The sequence below is a fragment of the Rhizobium sp. 22-785-1 genome (genome assembly GCF_053521965.1).
In genome coordinates, this window is the sequence record NZ_JBNWDI010000008.1 from 53036 (window position 1) to 73710 (window position 20675).

24 protein-coding genes are annotated in these 20675 nt (G+C 56.5%); 12 read left to right on the forward strand and 12 right to left on the reverse strand.

Going from position 1 to position 20675, the window contains the following annotated elements:
- Nucleotides 1-13: 13 nt before the first annotated feature.
- Nucleotides 14-502, reverse strand: coding sequence for a GNAT family N-acetyltransferase (locus tag ACQZ5M_RS16285; protein WP_296017151.1), 489 nt, complete (start codon nucleotides 500-502; stop codon nucleotides 14-16).
- Nucleotides 503-838: 336 nt separating this feature from the next.
- On the opposite strand from ACQZ5M_RS16285, the gene ACQZ5M_RS16290 reads away from it, so the two are divergent.
- Together ACQZ5M_RS16290 and ACQZ5M_RS16295 are read left to right on the forward strand one after the other, a co-directional pair.
- On the forward strand, nucleotides 839-1654 hold the full coding sequence (locus tag ACQZ5M_RS16290; protein ID WP_449080288.1) for a helix-turn-helix transcriptional regulator: 816 nt from the start codon (nucleotides 839-841) through the stop codon (nucleotides 1652-1654).
- A gap of 98 nt (nucleotides 1655-1752) precedes the next feature.
- Nucleotides 1753-2301, forward strand: coding sequence for a YbhB/YbcL family Raf kinase inhibitor-like protein (locus ACQZ5M_RS16295; protein WP_449080289.1), 549 nt, complete (start codon nucleotides 1753-1755; stop codon nucleotides 2299-2301).
- A gap of 56 nt (nucleotides 2302-2357) precedes the next feature.
- Here ACQZ5M_RS16295 and ACQZ5M_RS16300 read toward each other — a convergent pair whose 3' ends face one another.
- Nucleotides 2358-2771, reverse strand: coding sequence for a MerR family transcriptional regulator (locus ACQZ5M_RS16300; RefSeq protein ID WP_340195028.1), 414 nt, complete (start codon nucleotides 2769-2771; stop codon nucleotides 2358-2360).
- Between the two features lie 149 nt (nucleotides 2772-2920).
- Here ACQZ5M_RS16300 and ACQZ5M_RS16305 point away from each other — a divergent pair, with 149 nt between their 5' ends.
- The 3 genes from ACQZ5M_RS16305 (at nucleotide 2921) to dmeF (ending at nucleotide 5119) form a co-directional block, all read left to right on the forward strand.
- Nucleotides 2921-3697 carry a sulfite exporter TauE/SafE family protein gene (locus ACQZ5M_RS16305; protein WP_449080290.1) on the forward strand — a complete coding sequence of 259 codons (777 nt, stop codon included), beginning with the start codon at nucleotides 2921-2923 and terminating at the stop codon, nucleotides 3695-3697.
- 110 nt (nucleotides 3698-3807) lie between these two features.
- A complete protein-coding gene (gene dmeR, locus ACQZ5M_RS16310) occupies nucleotides 3808-4080 on the forward strand; it encodes a Ni(II)/Co(II)-sensing transcriptional repressor DmeR (RefSeq protein ID WP_113272125.1) in 273 nt (90 codons plus the stop codon).
- A gap of 10 nt (nucleotides 4081-4090) precedes the next feature.
- A complete protein-coding gene (dmeF, locus tag ACQZ5M_RS16315; protein ID WP_449080291.1) occupies nucleotides 4091-5119 on the forward strand; it encodes a CDF family Co(II)/Ni(II) efflux transporter DmeF in 1029 nt (342 codons plus the stop codon).
- A gap of 93 nt (nucleotides 5120-5212) precedes the next feature.
- On the opposite strand, the gene ACQZ5M_RS16320 is transcribed toward dmeF, so the two are convergent.
- Both ACQZ5M_RS16320 and ACQZ5M_RS16325 read right to left on the reverse strand, forming a co-directional pair.
- Complete coding sequence (locus ACQZ5M_RS16320) at nucleotides 5213-5497, reverse strand: hypothetical protein (protein WP_296100811.1); 285 nt, start codon at nucleotides 5495-5497, stop codon at nucleotides 5213-5215.
- Nucleotides 5498-5878: 381 nt separating this feature from the next.
- Nucleotides 5879-7978, reverse strand: coding sequence for a S9 family peptidase (locus ACQZ5M_RS16325; protein ID WP_449080292.1), 2100 nt, complete (start codon nucleotides 7976-7978; stop codon nucleotides 5879-5881).
- A gap of 232 nt (nucleotides 7979-8210) precedes the next feature.
- Between ACQZ5M_RS16325 and ACQZ5M_RS16330 the strand changes: the two genes are divergently transcribed.
- On the forward strand, nucleotides 8211-8612 hold the full coding sequence (locus ACQZ5M_RS16330; protein ID WP_296015607.1) for a DUF930 domain-containing protein: 402 nt from the start codon (nucleotides 8211-8213) through the stop codon (nucleotides 8610-8612).
- A 39-nt stretch (nucleotides 8613-8651) separates the two neighbouring features.
- Here ACQZ5M_RS16330 and ACQZ5M_RS16335 read toward each other — a convergent pair whose 3' ends face one another.
- Together ACQZ5M_RS16335 and ACQZ5M_RS16340 are read right to left on the reverse strand one after the other, a co-directional pair.
- Nucleotides 8652-9068 (reverse strand): SufE family protein, encoded by a 417-nt coding sequence (locus ACQZ5M_RS16335; protein WP_144621064.1) that lies wholly within the window; start codon nucleotides 9066-9068, stop codon nucleotides 8652-8654.
- A 233-nt stretch (nucleotides 9069-9301) separates the two neighbouring features.
- Entirely contained in the window at nucleotides 9302-9712 is a 411-nt protein-coding gene (locus tag ACQZ5M_RS16340; protein WP_296015603.1) for a DUF5330 domain-containing protein, read from the reverse strand.
- 490 nt (nucleotides 9713-10202) lie between these two features.
- On the opposite strand from ACQZ5M_RS16340, the gene ACQZ5M_RS16345 reads away from it, so the two are divergent.
- The 3 genes from ACQZ5M_RS16345 (at nucleotide 10203) to ACQZ5M_RS16355 (ending at nucleotide 13175) form a co-directional block, all read left to right on the forward strand.
- Complete coding sequence (locus ACQZ5M_RS16345) at nucleotides 10203-11726, forward strand: sensor histidine kinase (protein ID WP_449080345.1); 1524 nt, start codon at nucleotides 10203-10205, stop codon at nucleotides 11724-11726.
- The gene (locus ACQZ5M_RS16350; RefSeq protein WP_296074302.1) at nucleotides 11698-12651 is read left to right on the forward strand and encodes a peptidoglycan-binding domain-containing protein; all 954 of its coding nucleotides are present in this window, start codon (nucleotides 11698-11700) and stop codon (nucleotides 12649-12651) included. Before ACQZ5M_RS16345 ends, ACQZ5M_RS16350 begins: the two co-directional genes overlap by 29 nt.
- Before the next feature lie 182 nt (nucleotides 12652-12833).
- Entirely contained in the window at nucleotides 12834-13175 is a 342-nt protein-coding gene (locus tag ACQZ5M_RS16355) for a DUF1491 family protein (RefSeq protein WP_296037053.1), read from the forward strand.
- Between the two features lie 144 nt (nucleotides 13176-13319).
- Here the strand turns inward: ACQZ5M_RS16355 and ACQZ5M_RS16360 are convergent, their stop codons facing one another.
- Complete coding sequence (locus ACQZ5M_RS16360) at nucleotides 13320-14219, reverse strand: DUF2336 domain-containing protein (protein WP_449080346.1); 900 nt, start codon at nucleotides 14217-14219, stop codon at nucleotides 13320-13322.
- Nucleotides 14220-14856: 637 nt separating this feature from the next.
- Here ACQZ5M_RS16360 and ACQZ5M_RS16365 point away from each other — a divergent pair.
- A complete protein-coding gene (locus ACQZ5M_RS16365) occupies nucleotides 14857-15057 on the forward strand; it encodes a hypothetical protein (RefSeq protein WP_296082393.1) in 201 nt (66 codons plus the stop codon).
- Nucleotides 15058-15177: 120 nt separating this feature from the next.
- On the opposite strand, the gene ACQZ5M_RS16370 is transcribed toward ACQZ5M_RS16365, so the two are convergent.
- The 3 genes from ACQZ5M_RS16370 to ACQZ5M_RS16380 all read right to left on the reverse strand — a co-directional run bounded on the left by ACQZ5M_RS16370 (nucleotide 15178) and on the right by ACQZ5M_RS16380 (nucleotide 16967).
- On the reverse strand, nucleotides 15178-15741 hold the full coding sequence (locus ACQZ5M_RS16370) for a DUF1254 domain-containing protein (protein ID WP_449080293.1): 564 nt from the start codon (nucleotides 15739-15741) through the stop codon (nucleotides 15178-15180).
- Nucleotides 15734-16321: a DUF1214 domain-containing protein gene (locus ACQZ5M_RS16375; protein WP_449080294.1), complete on the reverse strand. Its 588-nt coding sequence runs from the start codon at nucleotides 16319-16321 to the stop codon at nucleotides 15734-15736. The genes ACQZ5M_RS16370 and ACQZ5M_RS16375 overlap by 8 nt, the downstream gene beginning before the upstream one ends.
- A gap of 295 nt (nucleotides 16322-16616) precedes the next feature.
- The gene (locus ACQZ5M_RS16380) at nucleotides 16617-16967 is read right to left on the reverse strand and encodes a hypothetical protein (protein ID WP_449080295.1); all 351 of its coding nucleotides are present in this window, start codon (nucleotides 16965-16967) and stop codon (nucleotides 16617-16619) included.
- 283 nt (nucleotides 16968-17250) lie between these two features.
- Between ACQZ5M_RS16380 and ACQZ5M_RS16385 the strand changes: the two genes are divergently transcribed.
- Nucleotides 17251-17658 (forward strand): DUF1801 domain-containing protein, encoded by a 408-nt coding sequence (locus ACQZ5M_RS16385; RefSeq protein ID WP_449080347.1) that lies wholly within the window; start codon nucleotides 17251-17253, stop codon nucleotides 17656-17658.
- 133 nt (nucleotides 17659-17791) lie between these two features.
- Here ACQZ5M_RS16385 and ACQZ5M_RS16390 read toward each other — a convergent pair whose 3' ends face one another.
- Nucleotides 17792-19270: a PQQ-dependent sugar dehydrogenase gene (locus ACQZ5M_RS16390; protein ID WP_296082402.1), complete on the reverse strand. Its 1479-nt coding sequence runs from the start codon at nucleotides 19268-19270 to the stop codon at nucleotides 17792-17794.
- A 2-nt stretch (nucleotides 19271-19272) separates the two neighbouring features.
- Nucleotides 19273-19704, reverse strand: a complete 432-nt coding sequence (locus tag ACQZ5M_RS16395) for a DUF2231 domain-containing protein (protein ID WP_449080296.1) — start codon at nucleotides 19702-19704, stop codon at nucleotides 19273-19275.
- Between the two features lie 351 nt (nucleotides 19705-20055).
- Here ACQZ5M_RS16395 and ACQZ5M_RS16400 point away from each other — a divergent pair, with 351 nt between their 5' ends.
- Entirely contained in the window at nucleotides 20056-20631 is a 576-nt protein-coding gene (locus tag ACQZ5M_RS16400) for a DUF805 domain-containing protein (protein WP_363315085.1), read from the forward strand.
- The last annotated feature ends 44 nt before the right edge of the window (nucleotides 20632-20675 follow it).

Below are 20675 nucleotides of genomic sequence, written 5' to 3' on the forward strand. Positions count from 1 at the left end.
ATCAGAAGGCGGATCAGGCGATCGCCTGCATGAAGCGCATGCCCGTGACGGGACGCGAAATGAAATCCATGTTTTCGTAGAACTTGTGCGCGGCGAAATTGCCGGTCGCAGCCCCGACGGACAGGAAGTCGCAGCCGCATCGCTTGGCTACATCGCGAGCGCGCGCCACGAGGTGCTGACCGGTGCCGTGTCCGCGATGACCGTCACGCACGAAGAGATGGTGCAGCTCCATTCCTCGGCGGCCTTCCTGGGCGCGGTAGAGCGGCACGAGAATGGCGTAGCCGATAAGCTCGCCTGCAGCTTCCGCCACCAGTGCGGTGATCCAAGGGACTTGGCCGAAAAGATCGCGCTCCAGCTTCTCAGGCGTGATCGCTGCGGCATCGCCATGATGAGCGGCAAGCAGCGTGATCATTTCGTTGAGTTCGGGCAAATCCGCCGGGCGCGCGCCACGTATGGTGACGACGGGCGGTCTCGGCAGTGTCAAAAGGCTGTCTTCGGTCATTGGTCTGGTCCTTCGGGTTTTCTGGTCTTTTGCCGTCAGGACGCTTGGAAAACAACAAAGCCGCCTAACGGCGGCTTGTTGACAAAGTGATCTGTCGAGCCGCCCTTTACAGGTAGGCCCAAAAATACGTGCAGGAGATGGGTGCGCGTTCGTTGATCATGGGCGATTCAATGCGCTCGAATCGGAAAGCTGTCAAGGGGTGGTTTCAGCATTCCGGCCACTCCAGTTCCATCCGACTCACGGGAGCGAGTGTTTGATTGACATCGGTCCCGCTCAAGCCGCTATGTGCATCGCCGAGATATTCAACCAAAGTGCAGGCAGGGACGAACGAGATTTATGACCACGCAATCGGCAGAGCAGTTGGGTTTTCATCGTGCAGGCGTCTCGCTGTTTCCCATAACCCAAGCAACGGCAGCGACATTCACGGATCTGTTCATCGGTCTGACTTTCCTGTGCTTTATCTGTGCGGGGAGCAAAAGGGTCGTCTGCCCTGTGAACGGCGAGTTGGTTGGCGAGGCCGGTGACGTTCTGATCTTCCCCTCTGGTTCTATCGTCACCTTGGAAAACCGTCCCGTCAGTGCCGCGAATTATAGGGCGACCGGCATCTACTTCGATCATGAGTTGATTGACTCGGCTTTCTCCGATCAGCCACGCGCGGCGGGCTCGCCCGGCGTTCAGATCATTCGTAAGGCACAAAGCGATGACTATGATGTCGTGGAGATCACGCGGCGAGCACTGGATGATGACGCTTCCCCCATCTCAATCAAGCGCCACCGCCTTTTGGAACCCCTGGTCTGGCTTCGCCATCACGGAGTCCATTTGCCGAAGCGAGGTGAAGACCAGCCATGGAACCAGGTCCGGCGGCTGATAGAGACCGACATCAGCCAGCCTTGGCGGGTGGAAGACGTTGCTCGGCATTTTGCCATGAGTGAAGCCAGTTTCCGGCGGTGGCTAGCGAAATCCGGTCCCGGATTTTCGCAGATTCTGTTGAACACGAGATTGGAGAAGGGGTTAGGGATGTTGCAATCGACAGACTTTTCCATCTCCAACATCGCCCTGGAATGTGGCTTCAAGAATCCTTCGCATTTCTCAGAGGCCTTCCGCAAAAGGTTCGGTCTTAAACCACGTTCGATCCGAACAGCCGAATTCTGATCGTTTTTCGATAGTTATTGATCGCGAGCCGGAAGCTCGAAATTCCTGGCCGGTTTACTTCATTGAGCATGATCAACGTCTGGAAAGGACACCTCATCATGCTGAAAAAGAACGTCGTAGCCGGCTTCATGCTTGCCTTGTGCACCGCCACGACCGCGAGCGCAGCGGATTTTAAATTGTCGAGTACGTCGATTGCCGAGGGCCAGCAACTTGCGTCCACCTTTGTCTTTAAGGGCTTCGGCTGCGAGGGCGGAAATCAGTCGCCGCAGCTCGCCTGGTCAGGTGCGCCCGCCGGTACGAAGAGCTTTGCCATTACGACCTATGACCCGGATGCCCCCACAGGCTCAGGCTGGTGGCACTGGAACGTGGTGAATATTCCCGCTTCTCAAACGTCGCTCGAACTCGGCGCGAGCGGCGAGAAGAAATTGCCAGCAGGAGCGTCGGAAATCCGCAACGATTATGGTGCGGCCGCTTTTGGCGGAGCATGCCCGCCACCTGGTGAGGTCCACCGCTATATTTTCACCGTCCATGCCCTCGGCGTAGAGCATCTGGATCTGCCGGACAATGCCAGCAATGCTCTAGCTGGCTTTATGATTGGCGCTAACACTATTGCCACGGCAAAGATCACAGCGGTCTATAACCGTTAAGTGCGTAGCAGAGGACAGTCGCAGGCGATGGCGACTGTCCTCTGCAGCATGACATCTCAATGATCGTGATCGCACAGACCATGATCTGACAGTGCCCGGATAACATAGCAGTCTTCGATCGAATGCCCGTCGCAGTGGGAGACGATGCGTTCCAACTCGTGTTCGAGCTTCTTCAGCTTGGCAATCTTTTCCCGCACGGTGGCGAGATGATCGGCCGCAATTCGGTCTGCACCTGCGCACGGCATTTCGCGATGCTGACTAAGGGCAATCAATTCTCGTATCGCGTCGATGTTGAGACCAAGATCTCGGGCGTGCCGAACAAAGGCGAGACGTTCGAGATCAGCCTTCTCATACCGGCGCTGGTTGCCTTCGGAGCGGTCCGCCTCGTTGAGCAAGCCCATCTGCTCATAATATCGGATGGTCGGGACTTTCACGCCGGTCCGCTTCGATAATTCGCCGATGGAATACATGTCCTCATCCTCATAGCTATAGCTTGTAGAGATATAGGTTTGAGCCAATCAGGACGCAATCCTTCTGCCGTCTCCCGCCGTCAGGCATTCGAGAAAAGCGTTGGCTATTTACGAGCGCTGATGGAGTATGACGAGAACGCCTCACTTCAATGATTATCGCCGTGCCCAGTATCTTATCGACCGATCTTTCCGTTCCCGCTCTGGCATTCCTGGTCTTCGTTGCCTGGAGCGCAGGCCTGGCTCGCGGTTTTTCCGGATTCGGTGCGGCGCTGATCTTTGTACCACTTGCGAGTTCGGTGATGGGACCTCAGATTGCCGTTCCGCTTCTTCTCGTGGTCGATGGGGTGATGACGCTGGGTATGATACCGGCTGCTGTACGCCGTGCGGATCACCGCGACGTACTCACCATGGCGGTCGGCGCCATCATAGGCGTGCCGCTTGGTGTCCACCTTTTGATAACACTTGACCCCGTCATCATACGCTGGGCCATTGTCGTCATCGTCGTGGTGCTGCTGTCGCTCTTGATATCCGGGTGGCGATACCGTGATAAGCCAAAGGCAATTCTGACAGCAACTGTTGGTCTGATTGCCGGCGTGTTTTCCGGCGTGGCGCAGATTGGTGGACCACCGGTCGTCGCCTATTGGTTGGGCGGGGCGGTCCCGGCGACCATCGTTCGGGCCAATATCATCGTCTACTTTGCGATTTCCACAGTCCTCAACGCCACGGCCTATCTTTGGAGCGGGCTCATCACCCTTCAAATCCTAGCCTTGGCGGTTTTGGTCGCACCGACCTACGGATTTGGCCTATGGCTGGGCAGCAGAATGTTTGGACTGGCAGAGGAAAGAACCTTTCGCCGCATCTGCTATGCGATGATCGCGACTGCTGCGGTGATCAGCATGCCGTTGTTCGATGCGTTGAAGACCTGATTCCAAATCCCTCCACAGACATTCGCCCCGTCCCTCGTAGCGAGGAGAGGCTTGCGGCTTCACTTCGAGCAATATAGTATACCCCCCTATACTATGCGAAGGATAAGCAGATGTCCCATACGATCAGAGACAAGGATAAGCTCCTGGCGCGTATCCGCCGCATGAAAGGTCAGATGGAAGCGGTCGAGCGTGCGCTTGAAGGCGGCAAACCCTGCGGTGACGTGCTGCAGCTTCTTGCCTCCGTGCGCGGCGCACTTTCCGGTCTGACGGGTGAAGTGATGCAGGAGCATCTGCACGAGCATGTTCTGCATGCCGAAAATGACGAGGAACGCGCCAAAGCCGCAGAAGAACTGGCGCAGGTTCTGAAAACCTACATTCGATAAGGTGAAGACGATGGCCATGATGGAACACAGTCATACCGATGGCACGCACACGCATGTTTTTTTAGGAAGCGATCATGAGCGCAACGAGCGCCGCGTCTGGATGGTCATTGCCCTGACAACCGTCATGATGGTGGTGGAAATCGCCGCTGGCCACTGGTTTGGCTCAATGGCGCTGACAGCCGATGGCTGGCATATGTCGACACATGCGGGCGCGATGCTCATTTCGGCGCTTGCTTATCTCTACGCCCGCAAACATGCGCATGATTCAAGGTTCACCTTCGGTACGGGAAAGTTTGGCGATCTTGCCGGCTTCGCCAGTGCGGTGGTGCTCGGCGTCGTCGCTCTACTGATCGCGTGGGAAAGCGTGCTGCGTTTCGTCTCGCCGGTGGAGATCGACTTCAACCAGGCCATTATCGTTGCGGTCATTGGTCTTGTCGTCAACATCGTCAGCGCCTTGCTGCTGAAGGACGATCATCACCATCATGGGCATCATCACGGCCACCGCCACGACCATCACGATGGCGCCGATGATCATGACCATCCGGATGAAAGCCACGATCATCATCGCGGGGCTCACGCTCATCAAGCGCATGGATCGCACGCACACCATGAGAGCCGCGACAACAATCTACGCGCCGCTTACCTCCATGTAATTGCGGATGCGTTGACGTCGGTTCTCGCTATAGGAGCGCTTCTTCTCGGAAAGTGGAATGGCTGGACCCTTCTGGATCCCGCCATGGGCCTTGTAGGTGGCGTCGTCATAGCGCGTTGGTCCTGGAGCCTGCTTCGAACCACGGGTGCAGTGCTGGTGGATGCCATCCCTGGACATCGCTCGCTCATTTCGCAAATCCGTGGAGCCGTTGAAACAGGGGAGGAGAACATAACCGATCTGCATGTGTGGCAAGTCGGTCCAGGACATCATGCGGCAATCGTATGCCTATCGACAACTGGTGAAAAGTCTTCCGCTTTTTATCGCGATAAGCTTTCTAAGATCGAAGAGTTGTCCCACGTAACGATCGAGGTCAATGCAGTTGCCTGATCCGCGAAGCATGCCGAATTATGGCATCTGGCTTCACGTGAAAGCGGATCGTGCCAGATCTGGCAAGGCCGCCGCCGGATATGTCCGGCGGTATTAGTGCTCCGTATAGGCCTGGTAGACCCAGGCGGCGTCAGGATCTTCCGCTGTCGAAAGCGGAGCCGTCGTTGGTGCCGGAGCGGCTTCTTTTACCGCGTCGCGGTTGACGGTCCAGAGCACGCTTGCCAGCGAACTTGCCTGCAGCGCGTTGACGAAAGAAATCGTGCTGCCGCTAAAGCCCGGCGACGAAACTTCCGATACGACGGCGTCCGTTTGCACTTTCTCAATGGTTTGTGAGCGACCGTGGTAAAGCGATCCGCCAATGTTGTTGTCGATATTCATCGGGAGCCTCTTCAAGCTGTTAACGCTTTTTTAACCGCTGAAGCTTGCGCGAAGCTTGCCGCACTCATGCTTGGAGCGCTTACGGTGCTTGACATGAGGCAAACCCCTGCTTCGTTTTTGTAATTCAGGGGGTTGCAAAACAGCAGAAACCCCGCAAACGCCGATTCTTTGACGATAGGACGCCATCCGAAACTGCATTAGACGGGGAATTAAGCTGGTTAGCGCTGAAGCATCCGCACGAGAATCGAATTCGATTTTGAGCACGGTTCATCGATCGACGAGGAGAGAGCGCCATCTTTCGTCCTGCAGGACTTATGGCGCTCTCAAGTCAGCGGCGCGTGTTCTCGCGTCGCTTCTCTTGTCGGAATATCCTGCCTCGCCTCACGATTGGTTCTTGCCTGCTACTTTGAGAGCGAAGGCATATTCGAAGGCGATTTCCTCCAGTCGCTGGAAACGGCCCGATTTGCCGCCGTGACCTGCCGCCATATTGGTTTTCAGCAGGATCGGCGCGCTGCCGGTGGTCTTCTCACGCAGCTTTGCTACCCACTTCGTCGGCTCCCAATAGGTCACGCGCGGATCGGTGAGACCGGAGATCGCGAGCAGAGGCGGGTAGGGCTTTGCACCGACGTTGTCATAGGGCGAGTAGGCGGCAATCCACCGATACTCCTCTTCCGACTCCAGCGGGTTGCCCCATTCCGGCCATTCGGGCGGGGTCAGCGGCAACGTGTCGTCCAGCATTGTGGTCAGGACGTCCACGAACGGAACGGCGGCAATGATGCCGGCAAATTTCTCCGGCGCCATATTGGCGACAGCGCCCATCAACATGCCACCCGCGGACCCGCCTTCGGCAATGATGCCGCTATAGGATGTGAAACCTTCTTTCACCAAGTGGTCGGCGGCGGCGATGAAGTCCTTGAAGGTGTTCTGCTTGTGCTCCATCTTGCCGTTTTCATACCATTCGAAACCTTTGTCCTTGCCGCCGCGAATATGCGCCACCGCATAGATAAACCCGCGATCAGCGAGCGACAGATTGTTGGTGCTGAATGAGGCGGGAATGGTGATGCCATACGCGCCGTAGCCGTAGAGCAGGCAGGGTGCCGAACCATCGAGTGGTGTATCCTTGCGGTAAAGCAGGGACACTGGCACCAGCGCACCGTCATGCGAAGGCGCCATGACGCGTCGTGTCACATAATCATCCGGATTATGCCCGGACGGCACTTCCTGAGTTTTCAGAAGCGTGCGCTCGCGTGTCACCATGTTGTAGTCGAACAACTGGCTTGGTGTCGTCATTGAGGAATAGCTGAAGCGGATGACGTCGGTGTCGTACTCCGCCGCACCATGCAGCCCGAGCGAGTAGGCCTCTTCCTCAAAAGCGATCGCATGCTCCTCACCTTTCGAGCGATCGCGGATGACGATGCGCGGCAGTCCGTCCCGGCGCTCCAGCCAGATCAGATGGCGGGCATAGGCATCGACCGAGAGAATGAGGCGACCCGCTTCATGCGGCACGACCTCGCTCCAGTTCTCTTTGCCCGGCGCGCCAACAGGGGCTTCGACAATGCGGAAATCCTTGGCGTCGCCATCATTGGTGAGGATGAAGAAGACGTCTCCGCCTTCCGTCATCGAATATTCGATACCCTCTTCGCGCTCGGCGACGATCTGCGGCTCGGCCAGCAGATCCTTGGTGGAGAGGAGACGGTATTCGCTGGTCTCGTGATCATGAATATCGATGAAAATGAAGTCATCAAGAACTGAGGCGCCGACGCCCATGAAGAAACCCGGGTCTTTCTCCTCATAGACGAGACGGTCGGAAGATTGAGGCTGGCCGACGATGTGGTGGAAGACCTTGGACGGTCGGTGGTTTTCGTCCTGAAGCGTATAGAAGAAGCTCTTTCCGTCAGGCGCCCATGCGCCGCCACCGCCGGTATTTTCCACCACGTCGTCAAGATCCTTACCGGTGGCAAGATCGCGGATGCGCAGCGTGTAGAATTCCGAGCCCTTGTCGTCATAGCTCCAGATGCCGCGGCTGTGGTCGGAGGACTGATCGAGGCCGCCGAGACGGAAATAGTCCTTGCCTTCGGCTTCCTTGTCGCCGTTCAACAGAACGTGCTTCTCGCCACCATTGCGCGGGGTGCGGAAATAATGCGGCTGCTCGCCGCCAGTCACGAAGAGTGTGCCATAGGCATAGGGCCCGTCATTGACCGGCACCGAGGAATCGTCCTGCTTGATGCGGCCCTTCATTTCTTCGAAAAGCTTCTCCTGAAGCGTTTTCGTATCCGCCATCGCCGCTTCCATATAGACATTTTCCGCCTCCAGATGCGTGCGGATCGCCGGGTCGAGCAGGGAGGGGTCCTTGAACATCGCCTGCCAGTTATCCGCCCGCAACCAGGCGTAGTCATCCGTGCGTGTAATGCCGTGATGGGTATCCGTCACCGGCTTCTTCTGCGCATGGGGTGGGGTGGGCAGGTTCTTGAAAATGGTCAAGACAAACTCGCTTTCGTAAGAAAATCACTCTGCTTTTTCATGATGTAAAGTGCCCCTGCCGCGCTATCAAGTTTCTATTGTCCCCGACCGAATATCGGCAGGGCACATTTTGGTCAGGTTTCGATCACATTCTGGCGTTAGACGACGACACAGTCTGCTGCGTCGAGGAGCCGCTGCAGATACCTCCCTGCAAAGAATGACAAGAAGACTTGAGAAAGCCTCATAAAATCCGATGCAAAAGCCACTATCGATCGCACTTTTGACCGCCTTTTCCGTCCTCTCGTTCTCGCTTCCGTCCTACGCCATCGATGCAAATGTCATAAGACAGTTGAACCAGCTTGCGCCCGAGGAGCGGCTGGAGCAGCGTTGCGATATCGAGGCGATGGAGCGGATTGCCAAGGAACAGAAAGGCATGAAGCCCGATAAGGTTATTGCCTATGCCTTCGGCGATCCCGATGTTGCCAAGGATTCGATCAAGGCTTCGGGCGCGGTGTTCCGCAGCGCTGGTGAGTGGTATCGCCTCAAATACAAGTGCCAAGTGGCACCCTCAACGCTCGGCATCCGCAACTTCGATTACAAGGTGGGCGACAAGGTGCCGGAATCGCAGTGGGCGAAGCACTATCTCTACGACTGAGCAAAAAAATCGGCGCGGCGGCCCGGGTGACCGCCGCGATCACGCCGACAAGAGCCGCGCTTCCTCGCGAATGCGGTTCACCATGGAGCGAAGGCCGTTGGCTCGCTGGGAGGACAGGTGTTCCACCAAGCCGATCTTGCCGAACACGTCGATGGCATCGAGAGCGGCGATCTCCGAGGCCCTTTTGCCGGAATAGGTAGCAAGGACGATAGCGACGAGTCCCCGGACGATATGGGCGTCTGAATCGCCTTCGAATGTCAGCACCGGATCAGGCGCGCCATCGCTATGGCTTACGACCCATACCTGGCTGGCGCAGCCCTGTACCTTGTTCTCCGCCGTCTTTTTGTCCTCTGCCAGATCCGGCAGTTCCTTCCCAAGCTCGATCACGTAGCGGTAGCGGTCCTCCCAATCGTCGAGAAAGGAGAAGTCGTCCATGATCTTGTCGAGAGAAGCCATTTGCCTGCCATCCATGTTGCTGCACCGATATAGGTCAACGGCAGGGTAAATTGAACCGCTGCCGCTAAGAAAAAAGCCCTGCGGCGAAGCTTTCACTTCGGGCAGGGCGTCAGGAGTCGGGCAGTCAGGCAGTCAGGCAGCGCATCTATAGCGGGATGCGCCGCAAGGGATGGTGAGAGTATCACTCAAATCTGTATCGGTTCTGCTGTGGCGTTGCGCGTCTGGCTATTCAGTCAGAGGGCAGGACGCTTCTGCGGCAGGGGAATGGTATTTTCGACCTTGATGGTGCCGGTTTTGATATCGTCGCCGGCTGTCACCGTTTCGACCTTTGTGGCAGGAACGTTCGCGTTGGCGATTTTGGGCTCATCGGTTGCGTTGAGATGGGAATCGATCAGTTCATAGGCAACCTTGGCGCCTTCGCGGGCTCGCTCACCAAGCGCATGGAATGTTTCGGCGCCCTTGATGCAGACGTCAGGCTTTTCGACGCAGATGGCACTGACATAGCGGTACGCTTCGCTGGCGGCGGACATCGCGCCTGCGACATTCATCTGCGAGTTCTGGCTGTCTGTGCTGTTACCGCCAAAGTAGGACAGTGCGACGAGCACCAGCGAAAACCAGATCGTTCCTTTGATGAGAAACCACATTGCAAGACTACCCTGTTTGACCGGCGTCCTTTTCGGATCATCCGTTGTTGCCCTGTTGTCCGGGCTTGCAAACACCCTAGCGCCGAGAGCCCAACAGCCCTTTGCTGAAAACCGCGAGATTTAATTCAAATTGTAACGACTTGTTCCCCCCGAAAGTCGATGAATCCCTGATCTCACAAATTTTAACGGTCGATGTTAAGCATAATTGCGGCAGTGGGGCGAAAATGCAGGCGATTGGGCGCGCATCCCTCGCCTCAAGTATTAACGCAAACGGAAAAATACAAGAAAATCCTTCGCTTACCCACCGTTAACCATGATTGGCAAAGGACTGCATATTTGCGCCGAAATGGGATTTCGGGGTGACTGGAGCGCCTTCGTCACCCTCGCTTTTATCCATTCCTTAAGCCGCGTGCTTCTATTGTCAGGCATGATTGAAGGCAGGTGTTAATCCTGCTGCGTTTTAGAGTGCGGTGTCCTGGTATTGCGTAACATAGCGGAAAAAGCGATTGCGGTTGTCGATCATGTCGCGGGCATGTGGTTGTCGCGCATGGAAGACGATACCAGCGAAAGACTGGCAGTCGTTGCCGCGGTTCGTCGTCTCGCCGCCTTTGCTATCGTCGCGCTATTCCTCGCTCCTGCCATCATCTGCTTCATTCTGCCTGCATCAGTTGCACTGCCTCTCGGTGTAGCGCTGGTGGTCGCGGTATTCCTGGCGTCGTGCGCGGTGCTTTTGACAATTCATCAGCCCACCAGAGAGATCGCAGCTGCGGTCATCAACCGCGAGCAAATCGCATCCTCGCAGGTTCCGGGTTTACTGTTGTTCTTCACCGAACAGGGCGTCGTCGAGGCCGTATCGGGTCGCGACCGGCGGAGCTTTCCGTTGCAGATCCAGAACAGCGCAGGACATGTCTTTGCCGAAATGGTGCATGTTTCCGACCGCATTGGCCTGATGCAGGCTTTCGATACACTGCGTCAAGGAGAAGATCATGCGGTTGCCGACCTGCGGTTCGAGAACGGTCCCGTCAGTCGCAAGATTCAGTTCATGTATGCCCGCATAGACATGACGGCGGAGCGGGATCAGACCGGCCGGCTCGTGCGCGTCATCGGCCAGCTCAGCGATGTCAGCGAAATGGAAGTTCTACGCCGCGAAATGGCCCGAAAGGCCGCAGAGGCGGAATCTGCGACCGAGGCAAAATCGCGCTTTCTGGCGGCCGTCAGCCACGAATTGCGCACGCCACTCAACGCCATACTCGGCTTTTCCGACATTCTTGCCGGCGAGTATTTTGGCAAGTTGGAGAACGATCGTCAGCGCGAATATGTTAAGCTGATCCGTCAGTCTGGCGGCCATCTGCTCTCCGTCGTCAACACGATGCTGGATATGAGCAAGCTGGAGGCGGGACGTTACGAGTTGATGATGGAGCCTTTCCGCATCAGCGATGTCATCGCGTCATGCGAAGGCATGCTTGGTCTCCAGGCGAAACAGAAGGGTCTGACGCTGACGAGCCGCATTCAGCGCGATCTTGGCGAGATCGTCGCGGATCAGCGGGCCGTCCAGCAGGTTCTGATCAATCTGGCGAACAATGCCATCAAGTTTACCGAATCCGGTGGTGTGGTTGTCATCGATGCATCAATGCAGGATGATATGCTAAAGCTAACGGTCAGCGACACGGGCATTGGCATTGCCGCCGATAAGATCGAATTCCTGGGCCAGCCCTTCATGCAGGTCCAGAATGATTATACCCGTCGCTATGAGGGCACGGGGCTGGGACTATCGCTAGTGAAGGGACTTGTGGAACTTCATGGCGGCAGACTTGCAATCACCAGCAAGCAGGGCGAAGGAACAGTCGTCACGATCCTGCTGCCTGCCGATGGCTCCGGCGAGCCGCGCAGTACTTGCGAAGATGCCGGTGCGCCTGTGGAGTTTCCGCCGCGCTTGAGAGACAATGCGGGTGGCGCCGACATGAGAAAGAGGAAGGACACTGCGGATGGCCGCGCCAAAGCGAAAATCGCCTAGGAAAAAAACTGTCCGGAAGGAGCCTGGCTTGCTGTCTGTGGCTGCGCGCGCCATGGGCCAACAGGTTCTGTCTCATCCGAAACTGGTTGGCGGCTCCGCCGCGTTCCTGATTGTTTTCGGCTTCGTTTCCGCCAACGCCCTCTGGTACCAACCCGGCCATCATCCGGCACCTTTCCTGCGCACCCGAGATGAGGATGATCCAAATGGTATTGCGGGTTACCGCATGACGTCGACGCTCGGCCAGCACGGTAACGTTACGACCTTCCGCATAGAACGACAGGCGGATGCTCAGGAGATCGATGCGCAACAGGCCTCGGCTCAGCCAGAAGCAGGGCAGGTAGCAACCGCCGGACAAGGTCAACAGCCTGCCAGCCATCCACCTTCCGAGCTGGTTGCGGAAATCCAGCGTGAGCTTGCGCGCCGCGGCCTCTACGATGGTCCTGCCGATGGCTTGACGGGCCCACGCACAACAGCGGCGATCCTTTTCTTCGAAGAAACCGTCGGCATGGAGCAGACGGGGGAACCGACGAGCCGGGTCCTGTCCGCGCTGAAAATAGATAGCGCAACGACCGTTGCAGCCATCCCTAAGGCTTTGCCAAAAGATCGCCCCGCTGCGGCCAATGGCGGAGGGGTGGCGATCGATCCGGTCGCTGCCGCAATCCGCAATGCGGAGGCCAAGCCGCTCAAGCCGCAAAATGTCTCTCTGTCTTCGGCAAGCGGCACCAATCCTGCCGGCAAGGATCTTGTTTCAAAAATCCAGCAGGGCCTTGTCAACATTGCTTACGCCGATGTGAAAGTAGATGGTTTGGCTGGTGAACAGACGCGCCAGGCCATCCGCAATTTCGAGAAGCACTATCGCCTCCCCGAGACAGGAGAGCCGAGTGAAGCGGTGTTGAAAAAGCTCAAATCTATCGGGGCTTTGTAAGAGCGAACGGAATCTTTTTCTGAAGGTTCGTCGACACAACCCGGCTTTTGTGAATCAGTTTGTGAGCGTTCTTGGTCAAAGCGTTGGGTGGACACGCTCTTTTTCCAACCTCTCGCGCCGATTTGGTTCTGCATCCGGAAAAAGAATAGCTTGGCAGTATTGCGCGTTCTATAAGTCTCCTCATGCGTCTCAAGTCCGAAATCTTCATATCCGCTCTCATGCGTCGCGTCTTCGCAGCAGGCGACTTTGCCGCCATTGAGCGAAAGGGAGCGGAGGAGGCGGGCGCGATCTTCATCCGCCAGCGACTGCGCGACGGTCGCGAAAATCTCTTTGGCCCGGCCCCTCAAAGCTTTGCAGAAGATGATGAGATCCGTTCAGAACGTCGGTTCGAACAGCGGCTTAAAGAGGCGACCGCCCTACAAGTGGACAGTCTTCTGGACAAGGAACGCCGGTTCGACGAGGACCTCTGGGTCGTCGAACTGGAAACCGAGAGCGTTGACGACCTCTTCACCCTTGTGGCCTGACGTTCCTTGGATGCGCCGGAATGCTTCCTGTGATCGGAAACCACTGCGTTTTGGCACGCATTAAAGCCTCGACCCATCAAAGCACGCTGCATAGATCCAAATCGGCGAAGTGCCCTTCACGCCTGCAACGAGACGCACGGCTCTTTAGCGGCGTACAACCAGTTTGTGAACTGCGGCAGGTTCAGGAGAATGCGCGCTGTCACTGCTCTGCGGATTTGTTGTGTAACGATCCGCGCGGCGCCAGCTTTCGATCCGCTCTTCACATTCGACAGTGTCGAGTGACTCGAGCATGGCTTCGGCACGGCTTGTATCGCCGGCAAGCTTCCTCATATGCGGATAGAAACATTCCAGAATGAAGATGGCGTCGTTCATATCCATGCCGATGCCCACAAGTGTCGTGGCCAACTGGCGTCCGGAGATATCGAGGAGGATGCGCTCCGTCAGCCAGTGACTGGTGGAGAGTGAATCCGAAAGGGTTGCGGCAAACCGGCTCGCATCGCGCTCGCGCGCGAACCGGACCAGTAGTGCTTCCTGCACTTGGGTCAGGCGGCGGACGCCGAGCGTATCGCCCGCAGGGCGGTTGAGCTGACGCGCCATCGTGCGAAGCTGGCTTCGCAGCTTCTCCTCGCGCTCGGCTCTCGCCGCATCTGACTGGGAAGTGCGGATATCCTCGTTTGTGACGCCCGCGCCATGGCGTGAATGTCGCAAACCAACCAGCGCATCGATGACGGTTGGGGACAGATCTTCGCGCCGGACGATCGTTCTGGCATGCGCGCCACCTTGCGTTCGGGCGATTGCGATCAATGTCTCGTCATTCAGCGCCTTGGAGGACACGAGGAAGGGCGCAGACAGCGAAATCGGCTGGCTAGCGATAAAGAATGCGACGGCTGAAGGCACATGAGGGTTCTGTGAAAGGGCAGCGATCGCCTCTCGCTTCGCCTCGGTGGTGGAGGCGGAAAAGAGCGGCAGAAAAAGCTCTGCAAATTGTCGCAGCTCTGATCTGGATGGATGAGGCAGCCCTTCGAAACTCGAGACGGTCGCCATCAATACCACGTCTTTCTTCCTCTCGGCCCTTGGCCGTTCCAGTTCTCGAAATCGGTCTGTCAACGCAATACCCAACAAGACGCAAAACTACATGAGCACTCAAAATAGAATGAATGCGTTGACGCCCTGTTAACCACGGGTCCCGAGAAGAGGCTTTTTTCGATAATTCACAGCTATTTTGTTAACCAAAGGAATTTTTGGTCCGATGGAACCGAGCTCATACGTTTCGCGTTTGCCAAGGTCGATCGGAAGAAATAGGTCGCCGTGCGAAAGTAAAGCTGTTCTGCACAAGGCATATTAGGATTAACGCTTGCTTAACTTTCTCGTGATTCTATAGCGTGGGCAAGTGCAGCATTCGGTGATATGGTCCTGAAGCGAAGCAAAGCCCATGAGGGCGGGAGAAGCATCCCGGACCCCGTGTTTCTGCCCAGTCCGTGGACTGGTAATGCCCGATGTAGTGGTACTGGCATTCCGTATCGGCTCAATGCCGTTGTCTCAAAGACCCGGCACAAAGATCAAAAACAGATTTTTGCTGAAAGCTCGATATGGCGCCTGCTCATACCGGACGGTCGCATGCGACAATGTATATGGCAGTCCGGTCAACAAGTTCCGTCGTGCCGAGTGGAAGGAGATGGCAATGGCAGACATAATTTCGATTTCGACGGCAACACGCCGTCCACGTAAGCCGGACGACGCGCATATCAGTGCTGGTGGCCCAGCGCAGATCCTGTTTTTCACCGGCGTGCGTTATGAACGCACAGACGCAGCCAAAACGGTTAAGGCACGCAAACGCAAAGTCAGCGTCGTTGCAGGACAGGACAGTGCGATAAATTCTTGAGCACTTAGAACCTGCGTGAAGCAGTCTGATATTCTCAACCGCCCTTTGGCTTTTGCGCACAATCAAACGTCCTTATCGAAAGGACCCCCGGTATTTCAGCTCGCGGCATCGACATGCCGTCTATCTGATCGCTGTCGGCTCGCACGTCGCCGCTCCCAGGAACCGCTCCGCTTCTTCGAGAAAGCTTGTCTGCGGGACCATCGTTCGCAAAACGACGTAGCCCTTCTCATGTCCTGCTTCTACCAGAATGGATTTCGACAGCGCCTGAACCTGCGTCTTGCGAATGGCGCCGCTCTGTTCGGCGTTGGCAATGACAATATCCAGCTCTCCACCCGCCGACGTGCGGTCGTTCATGCTGAAAATCTCATTCGATGCGCTGTCGAAGACCGCAATGGACCAGAAGGGAACAGCGCCGAAGGCCGAGAGCTTAACTGGCTTTTCCTCGATATCAAAGGTGCAGACAGCCACCCGCATGAACGGGTCTTCGCTCACGAGTTCTGCCTTGTTCTGGCCGGGCCGGTCAATTTTGGGCTCGACCATATGGAAACGGTTTTGCACACCCTGTGCAACAGCACGCGTATAAGCGTCGCGGTTGGAAAAATGCGGGATGGAAAACAGGATGACGAGGTGCAGAACGGCGGCTCCGACGAGACCCGTGAAGATAGACAGGAGGAGCCTAAGCATGACTGCAATCCGTCTTTTCGATGGCTGGCATGGTAATGTCGATCAGGCCGGTGCTGCCGGCAATCGGCGTGTCCAGCAGGGTCAGAACCAGTTTGAAATTGCCAGCAGGCGGCACTGCCAGCCAGTTCAACGGAGTGGCAGTCGCCGAAAGCGTCACGGATACGCCGCCTTGCGGGCCGTGCAGCAGGTTGCGCGAGTTGAGAGCGATTGGCCGGCCTGAGCCATCATCCAGCAGATTGCCTTGTTGATCGGCTATGTACAGGGTCCAGAAGCGCGCGGGCGGCAGATTTCCGCTCAGAGTATACCGGCATTGACCCGTCAGTCGCTGACCGCCGCTGTCCATGGCTGCGGTGAAAGCCAAGCCCTCTGCAGTCCCGTAAAGCAATTTTCCCGCATCAGCCCGGTGCGCTTTCGCATAAGGGTCTGCTTCGATCGTCTGCGACTCTGGAAAGGCGTCCCAGGCGCCGATCTTGATAGAGCCGAAGCCGGACGTGGCTTCCAGTGCCACAAGCGTGGAAACGATGCCACCGCCAAAGGCAATGACCAATGAAAGGGCGACAAGAAATGGGACTCGAAACACGCTGCTTTCCCGATTTGGAGCAGCGCCACGGTTAGCATTGATTTCGACGCGGGGAAATGGCTCAGCGTAAAGGATCATGAACGCTAGAGGGAAAATTCATCGGTTTCGATTTCAATATCGCGATGAACAGCTTTTCGCGACCGATGCGGAAACCAGACGATGCGGACGTGGCAGCGGCACTGTCGCCGTCACGTCCGCACCTTCAATGACGCACGCCGCATGACACACAGGTCCCACATATACCGAACCATTCGATGCACGAGGAAGCGGCGCAAAGCTGCCGACATGCTGGCCGTTAACCAGGTGAGGCTTGCTCGTGGATCGTATAGGAACCAAGTTTGCACAGGTCCTGTCTATCCTCGGTCGTATCGAGATCGGAGCCTTCCTCGAACTCGAAGCGCATGTCGTAACGACAGACCGTGCGGCCATCTGCAATGGTGATCTCGATGCTTTCGCCCGGCTCCAGAACCTGCTCGCCAAAGACGTCGTCTTCCCATTCGTTGACGCCGACCGGTGATGTATAGAACCGCGTCAAAACCGAGTTGGTGCCGTTCTTCAGCGTGAACGTCAGATCGTCTGCATGTGCCGCTGCGGACGCGCACACCAGAGATGCCACAGCGGTGAGTATCGTGTTCAATTTTTTCATGATTGTCCCCCCCGAAAGCCATGTTATCACTAAACTCCATTGGACGGTTTCGTATTGGAGTTTCAAGCCATCCTACAGCGAAGCCTCTTGGATTTCGCGATTGATGAGCGAACCTTTTTTGGATTTTGCCATTGGGCAGGCGTCTATTCTGAGTAGGGGCTACCTTAAGCCGTTTGTTGACTCTGGGAGAGTTCGTATATGCTAATGCTGAAAGAGGCGGCGTTCTCGGAGCGAAGGGAGACATATGATTTCTGCTGAACTTTCCGGTCTTGCCGCGGACGTGATGCAGGGGGATGAGGACAGCTCTCCCGCGTCCCGTTTGATCGACGCGCGCATTGCGGAGTTGGGCGATTGGCGGGCGGAGGAATTATCGAAGATCAGGTCGATCATCCGGGCCGCGGATCCAAGGGTAACGGAGGACTGGAAGTGGCGGGGCGTGCCGGTCTGGTCTTGTGACGGTATTATTTGCACCGGAGAGACATATCGCTTCATCGTCAAAATGACGTTTGCTCACGGTGCGTCCTTGGAAGACCCAATGGGTCTTTTCAACGCGTCGCTTGAAGGTGACACGCGTCGAGCCATCGACATTCGCGAAGGTGAGGAGATCGATGAAGAGGCTTTGAGTGCGCTGATAGCGCGCGCAATAGCGTTTAACGAGGAACGCGCCGCAGAACGCGGTCGAACACGATAAGCAGGCGTTCTCAACGATGTCATGTCGCGGGCGCGACACGCTTGACTTTCGCTGTCTCACCGCATCGTTCGGGACGATGCGGTGTTTAAGAAGATGAAGCGTCATTTATGCGCACCAGGGGACGCGCAGCGCTTTAGTTGGCGGGTGCTGGCTGTCCTGTAGCCGCAGGCATCGAGGGTTGTGCCGGCTGAGCTGAGCCCGCAGGCGCTGCAGGTGGTGCTGCGCTTACAGAGGAGCCCGAGACATCGTCCGTCGCGATAGGCGCGGGAGTGACAGTGCCGTCGGCGGCTGCCACACGCCAAACCGTGTTGCCTGCGTCATCCGCCACAAGCAGCGCGCCAGTGCCGTCTATACCCACGCCAACAGGCCTGCCCCTGGCCTTATCACCCTGGATAAATCCTGTCACCACGTCCTGCGTTTTCCCGACTGGCCTGCCGTTATCGAACGGCACGAAAGTGACGCGGTAGCCATTGAAGGCGGTACGGTTCCAGCTGCCATGTTCTCCGATGAAGGCACCGTTTTTATACGGCGCAGGCAAGGCGGAGTTCAGCGAAAAAGTAAGCCCGAGCGCAGCGACATGGCTGGACAAAGCATAATCTGGCTTGATCGCCTTTTCCACCATGTCGGGCCGTAGCGGATGGACACGATTGTCCACATGGTTGCCATAGTAGCTCCATGGCCACCCGTAAAATCCACCTTCCTTGACGGATGTCATATAGTCCGGCACGAGATTGGGACCGAGTTCATCGCGTTCGTTGATGACGGCCCAAAGCTCCTTGCTCTGCGGGTTGAAGGCGAGGCCGTTGGGATTGCGCAGGCCCGAGGCGAAGAGTTTCCACGCTCCTGTCTGGCGGTCGACCTGAAGAATGGCGGCGCGGTTCTTTTCCGCTTCAAGACCGTTCTCGACGATATTGGAATTCGAGCCGACCGACGCATAGAGGAACTTGCCATCTGGGCTAAGCGCCAAGTCCTTCGTCCAATGATGGTTGATCGGTCCGCCCGGAAGTTGAGTCAGCACACGCGGCTCTGCGGTTATCTCGTTCTGACCGAGTTGATACGGATAGGCGAGGATTTCATTGGCGGTCGCCACGTAAAGCGTATTGTCGGCGAAGGCCAGCCCAAAGGGGGAGTCGAGCTTTTTCAAAAGATCGTGGCGCTCGTCCACCGTGCCGTCCCGGTTGGTGTCCTTAAGCAGGGTAATGATATTGCTTTCCTTCGGCGGTCCGCCAGTTTCGCCATGCGCGATCGACATGATGAAGCCGCGAATGATGTCCTTTGGGCGCGACGAGGACTGTCCGCCTTCTGGCCCACGCGACTGCACCACAAGAACATCGCCGTTTGGTAAGGTATGAACAGTGCGCGGGTTGACGAGATCCTTCTGGTAGACGGAAATCTTCAGCCCTTCCGGCACCGTCGGCATTTCACCATCCTTCCAACCGACGACCTCCGCGACCTTCAGGTCGGGAATCAGGCTCATGGCTGGCTCCGGCAAAACAGGATCGGGACCGATCTGCTGCGAGATGTCGAAATTGTCGTTCTGGTCACTGCACGCAGGAAGGACAAGTGCAACGCCCGCAAGCACTAGGACGGGTGTGAGAATGCGAGAAACCATGATTATACTCTCCAGGCCAGGCGCGTGTACTTTCGGGAAGAGGCGGAAACCGCCATCAGCGACACGACAAAGGTGATGGCCGAAAGCAAAAGTCCGTAAGGGACCACTGCCGTCCAGCCGTCACCGGCATGAACGAGACTGTTGGTGAAAGCGAGCAGCAGCATCACGATAAAGAGGACGATGGAAGCAAAGGACGGGCGCATGGGCCGCGTGCGCCGGCGAAGCAGATCGATAAGACCGGCGAGAATTGCGATACCGCCAGCGACCAGTCCCGCAAACAAAAGCCATGATGAAAAATTCGACCACATCAGATTGGCTGTGCGCCAGTAGGCAATGTCCGTTGCAAGCGCCAGAGAAAAGCACACGAACGGAAAAGGCACGAACAGCAACTGGAAAGGATAGGCGGAAGCTTCCCTGTGGGATGCATCACTCATGTCATTGCTCCAATCGGTATTGAAGGGAGCGCTCTCGTGCCAATAGGCTTTGAGCGCCACTATGATGTTGCGAACGGTTCAAGAGGTCATCTGGTTGCAATTGTCGTTCTTACAGACACACCCAGAGATGTCTGTCGATTATTCGTGTGGAAAAACGTCGCTCAATACAAAAATCGCACGATCGAGTGTTGTACTCCCCACATGAACAGCCCCAAGATTGCATTTTTGGGTATCTGCAGCACCACCCAACAATCGAGATCGATTAGCGAAGGTAAGGGCCGCAGATGGACATGTAGAGCGAAGCTTTTGCTTGCATGAGCAAGGCTTTGCAGACGCATTCAAGGGCTTGGCATGGGTAGTTTTTCGATTTGGCACTGGGTCATCGCACTCGGCATTATCGCCATCATTCCGGTGATTTTCGCGATGAGAAGTCCACCTCCAGGTCCTAACCGCTTCGGTGGCTTGCCATACGCCATGGATTTTGTAACGGCGGTATCGACCTTCTTCAAAAACTACACCAATTTTTCGACGCGTGCGAGCCGGTCGGAATTCTGGTATTGTGTCTTGTTTTTGATTTTGGCCTCTACCGTCCTTAACGTAATCGATCGGTCCGGGCTTCTTAGCATCGTATTTTCGTTCGCCACGATTACGCCGACTATAGCGCAAAATACCCGGCGCCTTCACGACATCAATCGCAGTGGATGGCATCAGCTTCTTTGGCTCATTTTGCCTATCGGCTGGGTGGTTTTGATCGTGTGGTACTGCACGCCGGCACCCGATGGAGCTGCGTTGACGCGAGGCACGACCGTCAAACCAGGCAAGGATACCGTTGAAGCGCTCGAAAAACTCATGAAGCTACGTGAGAGTGGCGCACTGACACAGGAAGAGTTCGAGACAGAGAAGAGAAAGATACTTGGGTCTGCTTGAGTTCAGATTTACGGCAGCCTGTCGTGCAAAGGTGTCAGATGGCG